This window comes from Daejeonella lutea, assembly GCF_900168015.1.
Lineage (GTDB): Bacteria > Bacteroidota > Bacteroidia > Sphingobacteriales > Sphingobacteriaceae > Daejeonella > Daejeonella lutea.
Genome location: NZ_FUYR01000001.1, coordinates 1,493,939 through 1,508,666, shown reverse-complemented (window position 1 = coordinate 1,508,666; position 14,728 = coordinate 1,493,939). Strand labels below are relative to the sequence as shown.

Genomic DNA, 14,728 nt, shown 5'->3' with positions numbered 1-14,728 from the left:
GGAAATGATTTGTCCAAAACTAAGAAAAATGTGCTTGGGAAGAAGTAAGAAGTATCAAGTATCGGGTATCAAGTTTCAGGATTGATCGGGACAAACCGTTTACCGGGCAAAACACCACCATTTTGACGGTGAAAAACCTAAAGCATAATCCCTAAACCCTAAGACCTTCTTCTACCGATTTTTCCCCTGCTTTCACCGAGTTTAGTCCTGTTTCTGCCAATTAGAACTAGGCCAGCGTTCAATTCCGGGGTACTTTTGAATCAACAAATCAAACAAGAAATATTAAAATATATAATTATGAAAACTATATACACTCTGTCAACAATCGTTTTAATCGCACTATCATTAAACAGCAAAGCTGATGATAAAATTAAGAATCGGGATAAATCAGCCACAGTTTCGGTAGCACCATTTGTGTGGGGGGATCCTGAAGATGCCGTTCCTGCAGAATTAAAAGAAGTGAAAAAAGTTATGGTTCCAGTTGCGCCATTCGTTTGGGGCTCACCTGAAGATGCTGTAAATGTCACTGCAAATAACAACATGAATGTTCCGGTCGCTCCATTCATTTATGGAAACCCGAATGATGATGCACCAGAGGGTTTAGCATCCATCAAAGCAGTTGGTGCCCTGGTACCGGCAGCACCATTTGTACTTGGAGAGCCAGGAATCGATATTCCAATGGAACTTGAAAGGAATAAATAAAAGAATATCGGTATCGCATTACCTGAAATATCGCTCACACAAAGAGAGCTCCGATTGGAGCTCTCTTTGTTTTTATACTAATCCGTAATTTTAAATACCGACTTATCAGGTCCTTGCAGGCCTCCCCAACATCCATCCAGCAACAGTTCCAGCCGGAGCCATCATCAAAGCACAGCAGATTGCATCAATAAAAATATCTTGAATTGAATACATGTTCATTTGGCCGAAGGCAATGAATCCCGATCCAAGAGCGTACAAAAAAAAGGCGAGGGCGGCATAACTAGCGCCCCGTGAGGCAGTAATAACATTAGCTGAGTTTAAGAGCCAAGCTAATAAAATACCCCAGATTAGACTTCCAACACCAATAGCCCAAATTTCTCCCGGATCTTTGAGAAGCCCAGGATAGGAAGGCATCGCAGAAACAAAATAATCTGCCATTGCGAGTCCATAGATTAAAAATCCAGCGAAGAATGCAACAATTCCAGCTACAATCCCAGCAATTAATGTTTTTGTGTTCATGTCGATTGTGATTAAGAGTTTAGTTTAAAGAAAATTAATGTTTTAGAATGAGAACTGCAATAGCTTTAAACAGTTAAGAATAATCATTTACACTGGCAGACCGGAAGTTGGTAACAAATACGGAAGACTTCGACTAAAAGGGGTCCGAGCGCCTTGCTCAATGCAACGCTAACGATGTCTTTCGTCTTTGTTCTTTGCTCTTTGTTCATATGTTCCTATCTTTACTTTATGGTTTGGAAATTAGTAAAAGACGAGTTGCCGGAACAAGCAAAGGATGTGCTCTTGTTTGACGGCGGACAGATTTATTTTGGATATTACAGTGAGAAATATCACAAGTTTGTGGTTGCAAATGACAAAGTTTCCCTCGAGGACTTTACTCACTGGATGACCCTGCCACCATTCCCTCCCAAATCTTAAACATAGCGTTCGGCATTCCTTGCCAAACTCAGCTTTATAGTAAGTTTCACTTGCCCGGCATTGTTTTTGCATAACAGGCCAAACAACGCGTTGACCTGTATGAACATATACTTCGCAGGTCATAACTGAAATATATCTATTATTATGAAGTTTAAAATATTGTTAGCGTTCCTGGCCCCTATATGCTTTATATTACCGTCAATGGCCCAAAGTGGAGACGCCGTTCTTGGTGTTTGGCAAAGCGGAGGCGGAAATGTTAGAGTGCAAATATTTAAGTCAGGCCAAACGTACAACGGCAAGATTTCCTGGCTACGAGAAGAAAACGATGAATCAGGAAATCCCAAAACTGATAAACATAACCCATCAGAATCTCGCCGAGGACAACCGCTTTTAGGCCTTGAAGCATTGAGCGATTTTAATTATAGTGGAAATGGAGTTTGGGAAGGTGGTACCGTATATGACCCACGTTCGGGGAAAAAGTACAGTTGTAAATTATCAATCAGCAATGGAGGTGCTTTGGAAATCAGAGCTTTCATGGGAATCAGTCTGATAGGCAAAACACAGGTTTGGACTAGGGTGAAATAAATTTAGTTGTAGAACATACACATAATAGAACCAAAATAATGGTAGACAAGACCCCTATTAAAATTATCGCCCTGATCGTAATCCCCCTCGTGCTAGCAGTTGTCTTCCGTTTCGTAAAAGGCAGTAAAGACGACAAAACTGGAAAAGGAGCCGATAAAACCGAAATCAAAGACCTCCTTGATGCGAAGAATGACCAGGATGCAAAAATTTTAATCACCTGGCTTCTGCCGAAAGAGCTGCATGAAGTGTCTGGTATATCCTGGTTGGATGCAAACCATTTTGCCTGTGTACAAGATGAGGTAGGCACCGTGTTTTTATTTAATATTCGGGATAATAAGATTGACAAAGAAATACCTTTTGGTCCGCAGGGAGATTATGAGGGGATTTCAATCGTTGGTAATACCATCTATGTTCTACGTGCCGATGGAGTAATATTTGGGATTGAAAACTATACGAGTAAACAGCGAGCTGTGAAAATGTATAAGACTCACTTAGGGAAAAAGCAGGATAGCGAAAGCATGGCTTACGATAAGAAAAACAATCGCTTACTTATTGCCGTGAAAGGTGCAGATCCTAATAGCCAGGATTACAAGGGAATCTATGCGTTTAATCTTGCAACCAAAAAGATGTCAGAAACTCCAGTCTATAAGATTGATCTTAACCATGAAATCTTCAAGGACACCAACAAAGGCAAGTCGAAAAATTCCATCAGTCCATCAGACATAGAGATCCATCCGGTGACAGGCGAAATTTATGTTCTCGAGGGTACAAAACCAAAGCTCATTATTATGAATACTCAGGGCGCTATCCGTTCATTATATAAACTTAAAGGCCCTGATTTCCCACAACCTGAAGGTTTGACGTTTGGTCCAGACGGAAAGATGTATATATCGAATGAAGGTGCGGACGGTGAAGGAAATATTCTTCAGGTAGAGCTTGTTGATAATTAGTTGCCGGCTTGATCCCGACAAGAAGGTACATTCAAGTTTAGGAACGCGGCATTGTTATATAAAAGGTTGTTCCTTTTCCGGTCTCACTTTCGAACCATAACTGCCCATTTTGGAGTTCAGAAAATTCTTTGCACAGACTTAGCCCCAGTCCAACACCTTTTTCATTTTTAGTGCCATAGGAAGACTTTCCCTGTAGGCTAAAAATGCTGGATTTGGTTGCGTCATCCATTCCAATACCCGAGTCTTTTATTATAATCTCACACATCTCACCTTGATAATTGGCAGTTAAGTCTATTTTGCCTCCGGGGTGTGTAAATTTTATAGCATTGCTTAGAATATTTCTGATAACCAATTGCAGCATATTCTTATCGGCTATTACTTGCAGATCAGGTGCAATTGTGTAAGTCAGTTCAACCTCTTTACGGCTTGCTATAGGTTGAAAAACCTCAATTACAGGGGAAATAACTTCGACCAGGTCAAGAAGCTTCTTATCCATATTAATCCCTTCCATTTGTGATTGCGACCACATTAACAGATTTGAAAGCATCATATCAGTGTTTTGAGTCATCAGCATCAGGTCGGCCTTTATTTGGCGCCTGTCTTGATGGTCGATGTCCATCACAGAAAGTATTTCCAAATAGCTTTGTATTGACGCAATTGGTGCCTTGAGATCATGAGATACTATCGAAAACATCTTGTTTTTAGCGTGATTAATTCGCTCGAGGTCTTCGGCTTTGGCCTTCAACATGTTTTGTGATATGTAGTAGTTTTTCTTGATGTAGCTTAAGCCTATTAATATAATCACGGCACACAAGCAATAACTGGTGCCCAGGTCGGCGAATTTTGAAATCTGACTTACATAATTGCTTTGAATGCTATTGGGGAAAAAGTATTCAATCAGTGCCAGCCCTGAGGCAATCAAAATATTGAAGCTAAGCCAATATTTGTATGAACTCCGGGGAGAAATTGCGCTTACCAGAAAGAAGACTGCCAGCAATAGTAATAGACTTGGACCTGCAATTCCTGAATTATAAAAATAATTGGCGATCAGGATTATGTGAATTATAATGATCGACAACACCAGGCTCAATTGTGTTTTCTTGAGAAACCTGGAAAGGTAATACAAGAAAGACTGTATCAGCATTGCAACTAGCGACAGCCATGCTGAAGATGGTAAATCGAGGAAAAAATTAAGAGGTACGCAATAAGCAAGCGTGACTATCGCAACTATACAGATGGAGTGGAATATTCTTGATTCTAGCGTAAATTCAGAATAGTCACCCGTTAAATAATGTAACGTTTTTTTGAGAGGCATTAAGAAGGTAAATATATATGTTTAAATGCATTTAAACATATATATTAAAAAAATTTAGTAAATAGAAAAGCTCTCACAGAAACTTTTTTTGAATACAGATGTTCAGGTATAAACTAATTATTCACTAAACCAAACATTCAATGGAAAGCCTTAAAACAATTAACTTAAAAAGCTTGTCTGCAATCTTTTTCCTGACTCTAACAACCTTAATGGTTAATGCACAGGATAGCACAAGTACATCTACAACGACTAGATCAAGCAGTTCTGTTACAACAGAAACAACAACGGTTGAGCCGTGGGTATGGATAGTTGGAGCAGCGGTTCTTATAATTATTATCGTTGCTTTGGTACGTGGTAACAGCGGTCCTAGTACCACTACTTCAGGAAGCACTGATCGCGTGACTGTTACAAAGAAGGTTGAGCGTGAGAAAGACGTATAAGTCTTAGTTGTGTAAACCGAATCTAACTTCAAAAAGAAAGCCCCGTATCAGATATGATATCGGGGCTTTCCTTTGACATTTTTGGCCTATTGGGCGATCACCTTAATAAGAGAACCCTGTGTTACCCGGTCGGTTAAGTTCATGCCATTCAAAATAGAAACTTCTTCAAGCTTATTTTGTGGTACACTGTAACTAACAAGGGCTTGCTGTAATGTGCCAGTCTGCTTCACAGATTTGATTCTAACCCTATCAGCCAGCTTGTTAATCTTTTGCGCGTCAGTAAGCTGACGGAAGCTTTTCATGCTTTGTGAAAAGTATTGAGCATAGTTATTAAAGTCGTTAGGTGATGAAGCACCCAATATCATATAGATATTTCCTCCATATTCAATTAGGTAAGTCATTGTTCTTGCTGTTGAAGCCTGACCTTGCTGCTGAGGTTTAACGTCTGCCACCATGTAAATTGCATTCAAACCATTAACACTTACTCTGTTTGATTCGAGTACTTGTAAATTGTTTTGCTGAACAACCCCGTTTGCAGCCTCTTCAAGGGTTTTCCCAGGAGAAAGAGTCATCATCATTAATGCCTTTCCATCTTTTGGAGCCATTTGAACCCGCTGAGGTGTGTTTTCATAATTCCAGTTCTGTGGCACAGCAAATTGGAACTTTAATACAGGATGGTAAAATGCATTATTTTCCAAATAGCCGCCTTTAGGATCTTCTCCATAAATTATCCCATCAATCTTTCGGAGATAGCTATCACGGTTGACTTGAGGATTAGTTAAGTTTAGTTTTTTCTTCCATTCCACTGACAAATTATTTACAGCAACGTTTCGGTCTGCAGGATTAGGATGGGTTGATAAAAAGTCAGGTAGTTCTGAGCTGCCCGTTCCGGCACTTTTTCTTTCAAGAGTATTGAAGAAACCAGCCATTTCCTGTGCATCATAACCAATTTTTGATGAGTACTCAACTCCAAGGTCGTCCGATTGCCGCTCAGCATCCCGGCCAAATTTCAGGAACAGGACACCCAAGCCCTGCGAAAGTGGTTCTGCAAATTCACCAAGTTGAGGGACGAGGATCATGCTACCAATCAATCCTACCTGCCCGAGAACGGCCTTTGTTTGTTGCGATACAGTATGACGTGCTGTAATATGGCCTATTTCATGCCCAAGTACACCGGCAAATTCTGCTTCATTATTAAAGTGGGCCATAATACCCCTGGTGAAATAAACATATCCTCCGGGTACAGCAAATGCGTTAACCACATCTGAATCAACTATCTTGAATTCATATTGGAGATTTGGGCGATGGGAGACCGCGGCCATTGCTTTGCCCTTCTCAGTTATAAATGCCTGCAGGTTCTTGTCGTCATATAAGCCGTATTGTGCAATAATTTGAGGGTCAGCCTCCTTACCCATCGCAATTTCCTGCGCTTCTGACATCAGCACAATTTGTTTTTTGCCTGTTACGGGGTTTACTGCACAAGCATTTACCAGGAATAGCGAACTGGATATGAGCCCAAATAAAATATATCTTTTCATGATGATTTTGTATTGTAGTTTATAATTGGTTAGTTTTTAATTAGGCTCCTTTTCTTGAGCTTAGGCTCTCCATTAATTGAGAGTATAAATCGTCGCTTGATGCTTTTTCAGGCTTGAGTTTTTTGATAGAAGGGCGTTTTCCTTTTGCCTTCGCTTTAATGATTTTTAGGAGGTCACTTGTGTATTCGTCCTTAAACTGGTCGATCTTGAATTTCGAAGTATATTGGTCTATAAGAGCCAAGCCAACATCGAGTTCTTTTTTATTGATGTTAATATCCGTGGGGGTAAGGATCTCTTCTGTAGACCTAATCTCCTCAGCAAAGCGGATCTTGCTTATCACGATTACTTTATCAAGCGCATGTAGAACGCAGAGGTTTTCAGTGCTTCGTAACACAAAGCGGCCAATCCCGGCTTTCTTTGATTTTAAAAGTGCCTGCAGCAGTAAGGCATATGCTTTTCTACCCTGTGTTTCCGGTTCGGAGTAGTAAGATGTTTCGTAATAGATTGGGTTTATTTCGTCTATTCCCACGAAGTTTTCTAGTTCTATCATCTTAGTTTTCTTAGGACTTGCATCTTCGAAATCCTGATCGTCTAGAATAACATAATCGTCGTTTATCGCATAACCCTTGACGATTTTTTCGTAAGGAACTTCTTTGCGGGTCTTCTCGTTTATGCGTTGGAATTTAATTCTTGAATGATCTCTTCCGTCCAGCATATCCATGTCCAGACTGCTGTTTTGCACTGCTGAGTATAGTTTTATGGGGATGTTTACAAGGCCAAAACCTATTGAACCTTTCCAAATTGCTCTCATAATATAGGTCCTTTAGACCTTATCAACATTCTAGTAATGAAATGGTTTTGGTATTAATCCGTTGATCAAAAATAACTTTGCCGGTTTAATCATGTGTTTTACCGAGTAACCGACCAGCTTAACCTAATTTGCATTCGCCTGCCCATCAAGTTGATATATTTTTGATCAACCAAACAACATATCATGAAACACATCATCACCTTAGTCTCAGCATTAGTCCTTCTTTCTTCTGCAATACACGCAGATGAAATCAAAAATAATAGAAATAATAAAACTCAGAATGTAGCAGTTGCCCCCTTCGTATGGGGTAATCCCGGGGAGAATGTTACTATTGAAGTAACTACTCCTTTAAAGAAAAATATGAAAGTTGCGGTCGCACCCTTTGTGTGGGGCGATGCCATTGATGCTCCGCGGGTATTCGAAGCCGCTCAGGTCAAAGTACCGGTTGCACCTTTTGTATTTGGAAATCCCGACGAGAAAATCACACTTGAATTGCAGGTGCTGTGAGCTGTCCGGGCAAACAATAATTTGCCTGTACATGTGAGCTGGTCTAAAGCTCTCTTACCCAAATATTCCTGAAACTTATCGCAGGACTAGGATCTCCATGGTCCTGTAATTTAATCGGTGAAGGTCCATGTTTTTTATATACTGGCGGCCCGATGTAAGCAGTCTCACCTTTAAGCTCAATATTGTTTTGTATAAGAACGCCATTATGCAGAACAGTAACTCTGGCTGGAGTTTTAATGGACCCGTCTTCATTAAACACGGGTGCCATCCAAACTACGTCGTACGTCTGCCATTCCCCAGGCTTTCTGGATGCGTTCACCAGAGGGATATATTGTTTGTAGATACTTCCAGCTTGCCCGTTACTATACGTGACATTATTGTAAGAATCTAGAACTTGCAATTCATACCCGCCATCGCCTGTCCCGGTTGATGCAAGAAATACACCGCTGTTCCCCCGAGCCTGTCCTTCCCCCGTAATATTTGCAGGTATCTTCCACTCAATATGAAGTTGATAATTATTAAAGGATCTTTTAGTTTGAATATTCCCTGTTCCCTTTTTAACGGTGAAAATATTGTCCGCGACCGTCCACTTTGCAGCCGACTTATCTTTAACGGTTACCCATTCATCCAGGTTTTTGCCGTCAAACAAAACGATCGCATCTGCTGGTGCTACCTGCAAATCCACCGGAGTTGATATTATCTTAGGTACTGGACTCCATACTTCCGTGTCTTTTGGATTTCCGCCTTGAGCGCTAACTAGTTGAGCCGCTAACAGGAAGGATGCGGTAAAACAGAAGGTTTTTTTCATGTTTAAGATTTTGGTGAAACCAATATAATGAAAGGAAACACTATGCTCAAAATACTTTATTTTTGTTTATGGGAATGATAAAGCAAAAAGTTAGTCTGGAGGAGGTTCGTTTTTTTGCTTACCATGGATTTTATCCTGAAGAACAAGTGTTAGGCACCGAATTTATCGTTGATATAGATACCGAGCTCGAAGTTTTTTCATCTGGAGAGGACGAGATTTCCAATACTGTGAATTATGAAAAGTTGTTCAAGATTGTTGCTGACGAAATGAAAATTCCACGAAAGCTCCTTGAAACAGTTGCACATAGCATTCTGGAACAAATCCGACATGAGTATTTAGCGGTTAAAGCCATACGTGTCCGTATTCGTAAGATGCATCCTCTCTTAGGTGGCGAAGTGAAGAACTCGACCATTGAACTAACCTATAGTCGCTAAAATGGCCTTTAATAAGATTTCAAATTACTTGCTGGAGCGATTCACCGAAATAGTTGGACCTGAAAATATATTCACCACTCCGGAGCAGCTTCAAAAATATGCTCATGACGAAACCGAAGACCTTGTCTTTTTTCCTCAGGTCGCAGTGAGCCCCGTCAGTGCTGCTCAGATATCTGATCTATTAAAGTTGTGCAGCGAACATTTGATTCCCGTTACGCCCAGAGGTGCCGGCACTGGCCTCAGCGGCGGTGCGTTGCCTGTTTTACAGGGATTGGTTATTTCAACTGAGAAACTAAATAAGATCATCGAAATTGATCAGCGGAACTTGCAGGCTACTCTCGAGTCAGGTGTAATTACTGAAGTTTTTATGAACGCAGCAGTCGAACACGGACTCTTCTATCCCGTAGATCCATCCAGCAAAGGTTCTTGTTTTATAGGAGGAAATGTTTCGCATGGAAGTGGTGGGCCCAGGGCCGTTAAATATGGCACAATAAAGGAATATGTGTTGAATTTGGAAGTCGTGTTGCCTAACGGTGAGATCATCTGGACCGGCGCAAATACACTCAAATATGCATCCGGATATAATTTAACTCAACTGATGATCGGGTCGGAAGGTACACTCGGTATTATTACCAAAGTTGTTTTGAAATTACTTCCGATCCCCACCCAAAATCTAGTGATGCTCGCTTCTTTCCCAAATAGTGAGTCAGCTTGTGCTGCAGTTTCATCAATATTCAGGACGGGTATAACTCCATCATGCCTGGAGTTTATGGAGCGGCGGGGAGTGGAATGGGTGATAGAATACGACCATTTTCAATTTGATTTGAAGCCTGAAGTAGATGCATTCCTTATGATTGAGGTAGATGGCCATGATTCGAATTTATTATTAACTGAGGCCGAGAAGATTAACACCGTGCTTGAATCTCACGGTTGTTCTGATGTTCTACTGGCAGATACTTCAGCGCAAAAGGAAGCAATTTGGAGATTGAGGAGGAATATGCCCCTTTCGGTGAAATCAAATTCAATTTACAAAGAGGAAGATACAGTTGTCCCCCGGGCCGAACTGCCGAAGCTAATTTCTGGAATAAAACTTATAGGTTTGCAATTTGGTTTTGATTCTGTATGTTATGGTCATGCTGGCGATGGAAATTTGCATGTTAATATCATAAAAGGAAACATGACCGATTTCGATTGGAATAACAAGCTAAAAGATGGCATCCGTGAAATATTCGAGCTTACTGTTTCGCTCGGTGGAACCATTTCAGGGGAACATGGGATAGGGCTGGTGCAACGGGAGTTTATGGATATTAAATATTCAACGGTTAATTTAAACCTTATGCGCGGCATTAAAAATGTATTTGACCCGAAAGGAATACTCAACCCTGGTAAAATATTTTAAAGATGGAAGTACATTCGAACGATCTAACCACAATGCTTGCTTCCGTTCTATGCGGTGCCCTACTAGGTGTTGAGCGCGAGTACCAGAACAAGTCTGCTGGATTACGAACAATAGTTTTAATCTGTCTGGGTTCGACAATCTTCACTATGATTTCTCAACGTATTGGGGGGAGTGATGATCGCGTGGCTGCGAATATTATTACCGGAATTGGTTTCATCGGAGCAGGTGTTATTTTCAAAGAGAACTTTAATGTCAAGGGATTAACAACGGCGGCAGTTATTTGGATTTCTGCGGCCATTGGAATGGTTATCGGTGTAGAAGAATACAAAATGGGATTTCTTCTTTCGTTTATAGTTCTGGTGGTGCTCGGCGGTTTTGCCAAATTGGAGGCTTTGATCGATTTTGTAAACCACAAACGGACCTATCGTATCACTTTTGTGGATGATAAACTAGAAAATATAGATTGGATCAAAGACTTGGTTGAGGAAGAGAAGCTCAATGCAACTGTTGGCCACTTATCTAAATCTCATAATCGTTTGATGGTTAATTTCGAAGTCAGGGGAAATAAAAGGCACTTCCACGCCCTTACTGAAAGACTCGTTTCTAAGCCTGAAATTCTGGGGATAGAACATTAATCGCCTCGAATTCCTTCATTTTATTTCTCTGGTATGCAGGAATAGCGACTGTTTTACTTTGATTGTAATCATAAGTAACGCAACTGGTTAAGCCAGTTGTGCAAATCTCCTCTTTCCCATTTACCTTTTTCACAAGGATATATTCAACGTCGAAACTACTATTACCAATTCGTGAAGTTCTGACGTAAGCATAGATCTCATCATGAAGTGTTATTGGTTTTAAATATTCTATTTCAGATTTTCTGACGATAATTCCAACCTGTTTCCAGTCCCACCGAATAATTTCTTTCCAATAAATAGAACGTGCAATCTCAAAATAAGTTAAATAGGTTGCATTATTCACATGGCCGAATGCGTCAATATCAGCAAATCGAATTGGAATTGATGTCTTATAATTGTAGCCGTCTATAGTGCACATGCCGTTCTGTCGTATATATTTTTTAAATAATGCCAATTTGGCATCAAATACCCTCGTATTCTTTAGTGATAACACGATGGTATATCTATTGTTCTCCCATCTCGAAAATAATTACTAACAATTTGGAGGATATAAAAATGACTTTAGTAAAATTCACAAACGGACAAAAAAATAACGCTTTAAAAACACCTTATTCAGATATTTTTGGATCACTGTTCAATCCTGAACCCTATCTGTCTAAAAGTTTAATTTCCCGTGTTCCTGCAGTTAACATAGGGGAAACGGATAATGAGTTTCAAATTGAACTTGCTACACCAGGCCTGAAAAAAGATGATTTCAAAATTAACGTTGAAAAGGATCAGTTGACGATATCTACTGATAAAAAGGTAGAAACTACTGAAGAAGCGGTGATAAGAAAATATAATAGGAAAGAGTTTAACTACAATTCATTCACCAGAACATTTACTCTTCCAGAGGCGGCTGATCAAGCCAATATTCAGGCCGAATATACGGACGGTGTTTTATTTGTAACAATTGCCAAAAAGGAAGAAGCTAAAATTCAGGCAAGAGAAATTTCAGTTAAATAAGTTTAGGTTTAGGTTTGTTGATTAGATAGGCGGTCTGTTTTCAGGCCGCCTTTTCTTTTTTATTTATCCTGTCAAATCAAAAATTGTAGATTTGCGCCATGCCGAGAGAAATTTTAGAAAATAAAAGGAAAGCACTCAAAATAAACCTCGACGAGGCCATTTACGGAACGTTTGCCGAAATTGGAGCAGGGCAGGAAGTTGCTAGAAATTTCTTTACGGCTGGAGCAGCGTCAGGTACAATTGCGAAAACAATGTCGGCATACGACATGGTTTTTAGTAACTCAATATACGGCTCTGAAGAATCTGGAAGGTACGTTTCAGAATCCAGGCTTGATAAAATGATTCGTCATGAATTCGGGTTACTATCTGAGCGCTTGCATGGACCTCAGTATGAAAATAAAACTTTTTTCGCTTTCGCAGATACAGTAACTACGTTAAATTTCAATAAAACAAATGATCCTCACGGATGGCTTGGAATACGCTTTCAACTGACGCCCGGAGGTGAGCCTCATGAAATCGTGTTTCACGTTAGACTACTTGACAGCGATTCAAACCTGCAACAGAACGTTCTTGGAGTACTTGGTGTGAATCTTGTATATGCCGCCTACTTTTATAACGATGACCTGCAAACGATGATTGAATCGCTTGTAGACAACCTCTCAGTCGGCTCTGTGGAGATTGACCTGATTAGTATCAATGGCCCGAAATTTAAAAACGCAAATGATAGGCTGGTCAATTTATACCTGATTGCCAAAGGCTTTTCCGGCGCAGCCATCTTCGACCCTAATGGCGAAGCAAGACAATCCAAAGACGTCCTTTACAAAAAGGATGTAATGATCCTTCGCACGAAGTTCGGCCAGAAGTCTACTCCTAATTTCGACCTTTTCAACCGCGCGGTTGAACAGTTTAAAAGATCCCAGAAAGTTGACGATAAAAACATCGTTGTGCTCATTGAGATTCTTATGACAAATTTCTTAGATGACACTGCGGAAATTGGCAGCGACGAACTTGAGAAATTTGCAAAACGAGCAGAGGAATTATGCGCTACCGGAAATCATGTGATTGTGTCTGATTTTGCACGTAATCATAAACTTGCTCAGTATCTTTCCAGATGTAATCCCAAAAGTGTAGGCATTTCGACAAACATTGCCAACTTGAGGAATATTTTTAACTCAGAAAATTATAACGATAATTATACCGATGAGTTGCTCGCATACATAAGTGACCTCTTCAGTAAAAAAGCGAAATTATACGCTTACCCTTATCTCGATAAAACCAACAATCAGATCATAACCACTAAAAATATGCCCGTTTCAAAAGAAGCCAAACACCTGTTTGAGTTCCTCGTTCAGAACGGGTACATTACTGATATAGATGACTATGATACAAAAGACGTTAAGACAGTCTAGGAACTAAGTGGTGATTACCTATAACGATCCCTAATTCCTCATATTAATATACTGTAAAGGCTGGCCAAAATCTTCCTTCCTGCAGAGTGCAATAACGGCCTGCAGATCGTCGATCTTCTTCCCCTGTACCCGCACCTGGTCGTCCATGATGGAGGCCTGGACTTTTAACCCACTGTCCTTAATACTTTTCACAATCTTCTTAGCAGTCTCTTTGTCTATCCCTTCTCTGATCTTGATCTCTTTGCGAAGCATATTTCCCGAGGCATATTCGTCTTTTCCAAGATCCATACTTCCCGGATCAAGGTTGTGCTTCACCATTCTCGATATTATTGCATCCTGAATAGCCTTCAATCGCATATCATTTTCCGTAATGACTGTTATTTCGTTAGTTTTTTTATCCAGTTCGACACTACTTTTCGAATCGTTAAAATCATACCGGTTGAGTATCTCTTTTTTTGCTGTGTTTATTGCGTTATCGAGGGTTTGCCCATCAATTTTACTAACGATATCAAATGTTGGCATAATTATTATTCTATTGGTTAATAAAACTTTTGTTAATATATTTAACTTGACACCTTTAAGTTAAGTCTTTAAATAGAATCCTTAAATCATGAAAGCAAATAAAGCAAAAACATCTAAGAAAGCTGTAAAAAAAGTTTCTAAACGGGCTGTTAAAAAGCAATTAGAAACTTCGATATCTGATAAGTTCCTGGAAGCATTAAAGGGACTTGGCCACGATGCCGAAAAGCTGTCTAAAGAAATAAAAAAGGCGAGTAGGGTGGTTGCAAAAAAGCTTTCAGAGAAATATCAAGAAGTTAAAATAGCGGTTGAAGAAAAACTGGAAAGTAGTAAGAAAGCCAAGGCAAAGAAACCAAAAAAGCAGATTACTTCACCTAAAAGAGCAGTGACGTCAGCTGTCGTGAAGGCAGAGAAGGTGGTAGCAAAGGCAACCACTGCAGCAGCTAAGGGAAAGAGTACTGTTGCTAAGCCTGCAAGCTCTGTAAGTTCGCCAAAAACTAATCAGGCAAAAGCTGCAACACAAAAATCTAAAACTGCAAGTACCCTAAAGGCTCCTGCAAAAGCGAGTACAGCATCGGTTAGACCAGCACCTGCGAAGTCAACATCGGTGACTAAAAAGCCGGTGGCAGCAAAACCAGCGGCAAAGAAGCCAGCAACTAGTAAAGCAGTAACTCCAGCGGCGGCGAAAGCTCCTGCCTCTAAAAACACTTCAGTTAGGGTTGCCAAAAACTAATG

The 14,728-nt window shown here is 40.2% G+C and carries 19 protein-coding genes; 12 read left to right on the top strand and 7 right to left on the bottom strand.

The window, feature by feature from the left end; all coding sequences use genetic code 11:
• Positions 1-297: 297 nt before the first annotated feature.
• On the top strand, positions 298-702 hold the full coding sequence (locus B5X60_RS06760; protein WP_079701838.1) for a hypothetical protein: 405 nt from the start codon (positions 298-300) through the stop codon (positions 700-702).
• Positions 703-807: 105 nt separating this feature from the next.
• Here B5X60_RS06760 and B5X60_RS06755 read toward each other — a convergent pair whose 3' ends face one another.
• Positions 808-1,221: a hypothetical protein gene (locus tag B5X60_RS06755; RefSeq protein WP_079701837.1), complete on the bottom strand. Its 414-nt coding sequence runs from the start codon at positions 1,219-1,221 to the stop codon at positions 808-810.
• A gap of 228 nt (positions 1,222-1,449) precedes the next feature.
• On the opposite strand from B5X60_RS06755, the gene B5X60_RS06750 reads away from it, so the two are divergent.
• The 3 genes from B5X60_RS06750 (at position 1,450) to B5X60_RS06740 (ending at position 3,173) form a co-directional block, all read left to right on the top strand.
• Entirely contained in the window at positions 1,450-1,638 is a 189-nt protein-coding gene (locus tag B5X60_RS06750; protein WP_170878396.1) for a DUF551 domain-containing protein, read from the top strand.
• A gap of 144 nt (positions 1,639-1,782) precedes the next feature.
• Positions 1,783-2,223, top strand: a complete 441-nt coding sequence (locus B5X60_RS06745) for a DUF2147 domain-containing protein (RefSeq protein WP_139377384.1) — start codon at positions 1,783-1,785, stop codon at positions 2,221-2,223.
• 38 nt (positions 2,224-2,261) lie between these two features.
• Complete coding sequence (locus tag B5X60_RS06740; protein ID WP_079701834.1) at positions 2,262-3,173, top strand: SdiA-regulated domain-containing protein; 912 nt, start codon at positions 2,262-2,264, stop codon at positions 3,171-3,173.
• Between the two features lie 37 nt (positions 3,174-3,210).
• Here B5X60_RS06740 and B5X60_RS06735 read toward each other — a convergent pair whose 3' ends face one another.
• Entirely contained in the window at positions 3,211-4,488 is a 1,278-nt protein-coding gene (locus B5X60_RS06735) for a sensor histidine kinase (RefSeq protein WP_079701833.1), read from the bottom strand.
• A 140-nt stretch (positions 4,489-4,628) separates the two neighbouring features.
• Between B5X60_RS06735 and B5X60_RS06730 the strand changes: the two genes are divergently transcribed.
• Positions 4,629-4,928, top strand: coding sequence for a hypothetical protein (locus B5X60_RS06730; RefSeq protein WP_079701832.1), 300 nt, complete (start codon positions 4,629-4,631; stop codon positions 4,926-4,928).
• Between the two features lie 86 nt (positions 4,929-5,014).
• Here the strand turns inward: B5X60_RS06730 and B5X60_RS06725 are convergent, their stop codons facing one another.
• Together B5X60_RS06725 and ku are read right to left on the bottom strand one after the other, a co-directional pair.
• Positions 5,015-6,466 (bottom strand): M48 family metalloprotease, encoded by a 1,452-nt coding sequence (locus B5X60_RS06725; RefSeq protein WP_079701831.1) that lies wholly within the window; start codon positions 6,464-6,466, stop codon positions 5,015-5,017.
• Between the two features lie 40 nt (positions 6,467-6,506).
• Positions 6,507-7,277, bottom strand: a complete 771-nt coding sequence (gene ku / locus B5X60_RS06720) for a non-homologous end joining protein Ku (RefSeq protein WP_079701830.1) — start codon at positions 7,275-7,277, stop codon at positions 6,507-6,509.
• Positions 7,278-7,460: 183 nt separating this feature from the next.
• Between ku and B5X60_RS06715 the strand changes: the two genes are divergently transcribed.
• Entirely contained in the window at positions 7,461-7,784 is a 324-nt protein-coding gene (locus tag B5X60_RS06715; RefSeq protein ID WP_079701829.1) for a hypothetical protein, read from the top strand.
• A gap of 43 nt (positions 7,785-7,827) precedes the next feature.
• Here B5X60_RS06715 and B5X60_RS06710 read toward each other — a convergent pair whose 3' ends face one another.
• Positions 7,828-8,592, bottom strand: a complete 765-nt coding sequence (locus B5X60_RS06710) for a 3-keto-disaccharide hydrolase (RefSeq protein ID WP_079701828.1) — start codon at positions 8,590-8,592, stop codon at positions 7,828-7,830.
• A gap of 74 nt (positions 8,593-8,666) precedes the next feature.
• On the opposite strand from B5X60_RS06710, the gene folB reads away from it, so the two are divergent.
• The 3 genes from folB to B5X60_RS06695 are packed head-to-tail and all read left to right on the top strand — an operon-like array spanning position 8,667 to position 11,060.
• Entirely contained in the window at positions 8,667-9,026 is a 360-nt protein-coding gene (folB, locus tag B5X60_RS06705) for a dihydroneopterin aldolase (protein WP_170878395.1), read from the top strand.
• Position 9,027: 1 nt separating this feature from the next.
• Positions 9,028-10,425, top strand: a complete 1,398-nt coding sequence (locus B5X60_RS06700) for an FAD-binding oxidoreductase (protein ID WP_079701826.1) — start codon at positions 9,028-9,030, stop codon at positions 10,423-10,425.
• A 2-nt stretch (positions 10,426-10,427) separates the two neighbouring features.
• Positions 10,428-11,060, top strand: coding sequence for an MgtC/SapB family protein (locus B5X60_RS06695; RefSeq protein ID WP_079701825.1), 633 nt, complete (start codon positions 10,428-10,430; stop codon positions 11,058-11,060).
• On the opposite strand, the gene B5X60_RS06690 is transcribed toward B5X60_RS06695, so the two are convergent.
• The gene (locus tag B5X60_RS06690) at positions 11,029-11,478 is read right to left on the bottom strand and encodes an acyl-CoA thioesterase (protein ID WP_079701824.1); all 450 of its coding nucleotides are present in this window, start codon (positions 11,476-11,478) and stop codon (positions 11,029-11,031) included. The two genes, B5X60_RS06695 and B5X60_RS06690, sit on opposite strands and share 32 nt — an antisense overlap.
• Positions 11,479-11,615: 137 nt before the next feature.
• Here B5X60_RS06690 and B5X60_RS06685 point away from each other — a divergent pair, with 137 nt between their 5' ends.
• Positions 11,616-12,065, top strand: coding sequence for an Hsp20/alpha crystallin family protein (locus B5X60_RS06685; RefSeq protein WP_079701823.1), 450 nt, complete (start codon positions 11,616-11,618; stop codon positions 12,063-12,065).
• Positions 12,066-12,163: 98 nt separating this feature from the next.
• Positions 12,164-13,474, top strand: a complete 1,311-nt coding sequence (locus B5X60_RS06680) for a nicotinamide mononucleotide adenylyltransferase (protein WP_079701822.1) — start codon at positions 12,164-12,166, stop codon at positions 13,472-13,474.
• A 30-nt stretch (positions 13,475-13,504) separates the two neighbouring features.
• On the opposite strand, the gene B5X60_RS06675 is transcribed toward B5X60_RS06680, so the two are convergent.
• Positions 13,505-13,996, bottom strand: coding sequence for a YajQ family cyclic di-GMP-binding protein (locus B5X60_RS06675; protein WP_079701821.1), 492 nt, complete (start codon positions 13,994-13,996; stop codon positions 13,505-13,507).
• 88 nt (positions 13,997-14,084) lie between these two features.
• Here B5X60_RS06675 and B5X60_RS18240 point away from each other — a divergent pair, with 88 nt between their 5' ends.
• Positions 14,085-14,726 (top strand): hypothetical protein, encoded by a 642-nt coding sequence (locus B5X60_RS18240; protein WP_079701820.1) that lies wholly within the window; start codon positions 14,085-14,087, stop codon positions 14,724-14,726.
• Positions 14,727-14,728: the final 2 nt, after the last annotated feature.

Bases quoted from the DNA above. Each gene is read 5' to 3' on its own strand.
- B5X60_RS06760 (WP_079701838.1), top strand. From the start codon at position 298: ATGAAAACTATATACACTCTGTCAACAATCGTTTTAATCGCACTATCA.
- B5X60_RS06755 (WP_079701837.1), bottom strand. From the start codon at position 1,221: ATGAACACAAAAACATTAATTGCTGGGATTGTAGCTGGAATTGTTGCA.
- B5X60_RS06750 (WP_170878396.1), top strand. From the start codon at position 1,450: ATGGTTTGGAAATTAGTAAAAGACGAGTTGCCGGAACAAGCAAAGGAT.
- B5X60_RS06745 (WP_139377384.1), top strand. From the start codon at position 1,783: ATGAAGTTTAAAATATTGTTAGCGTTCCTGGCCCCTATATGCTTTATA.
- B5X60_RS06740 (WP_079701834.1), top strand. From the start codon at position 2,262: ATGGTAGACAAGACCCCTATTAAAATTATCGCCCTGATCGTAATCCCC.
- B5X60_RS06735 (WP_079701833.1), bottom strand. From the start codon at position 4,488: ATGCCTCTCAAAAAAACGTTACATTATTTAACGGGTGACTATTCTGAA.
- B5X60_RS06730 (WP_079701832.1), top strand. From the start codon at position 4,629: ATGGAAAGCCTTAAAACAATTAACTTAAAAAGCTTGTCTGCAATCTTT.
- B5X60_RS06725 (WP_079701831.1), bottom strand. From the start codon at position 6,466: ATGAAAAGATATATTTTATTTGGGCTCATATCCAGTTCGCTATTCCTG.
- ku (WP_079701830.1), bottom strand. From the start codon at position 7,277: ATGAGAGCAATTTGGAAAGGTTCAATAGGTTTTGGCCTTGTAAACATC.
- B5X60_RS06715 (WP_079701829.1), top strand. From the start codon at position 7,461: ATGAAACACATCATCACCTTAGTCTCAGCATTAGTCCTTCTTTCTTCT.
- B5X60_RS06710 (WP_079701828.1), bottom strand. From the start codon at position 8,592: ATGAAAAAAACCTTCTGTTTTACCGCATCCTTCCTGTTAGCGGCTCAA.
- folB (WP_170878395.1), top strand. From the start codon at position 8,667: ATGATAAAGCAAAAAGTTAGTCTGGAGGAGGTTCGTTTTTTTGCTTAC.
- B5X60_RS06700 (WP_079701826.1), top strand. From the start codon at position 9,028: ATGGCCTTTAATAAGATTTCAAATTACTTGCTGGAGCGATTCACCGAA.
- B5X60_RS06695 (WP_079701825.1), top strand. From the start codon at position 10,428: ATGGAAGTACATTCGAACGATCTAACCACAATGCTTGCTTCCGTTCTA.
- B5X60_RS06690 (WP_079701824.1), bottom strand. From the start codon at position 11,478: ATGTGCACTATAGACGGCTACAATTATAAGACATCAATTCCAATTCGA.
- B5X60_RS06685 (WP_079701823.1), top strand. From the start codon at position 11,616: ATGACTTTAGTAAAATTCACAAACGGACAAAAAAATAACGCTTTAAAA.
- B5X60_RS06680 (WP_079701822.1), top strand. From the start codon at position 12,164: ATGCCGAGAGAAATTTTAGAAAATAAAAGGAAAGCACTCAAAATAAAC.
- B5X60_RS06675 (WP_079701821.1), bottom strand. From the start codon at position 13,996: ATGCCAACATTTGATATCGTTAGTAAAATTGATGGGCAAACCCTCGAT.
- B5X60_RS18240 (WP_079701820.1), top strand. From the start codon at position 14,085: ATGAAAGCAAATAAAGCAAAAACATCTAAGAAAGCTGTAAAAAAAGTT.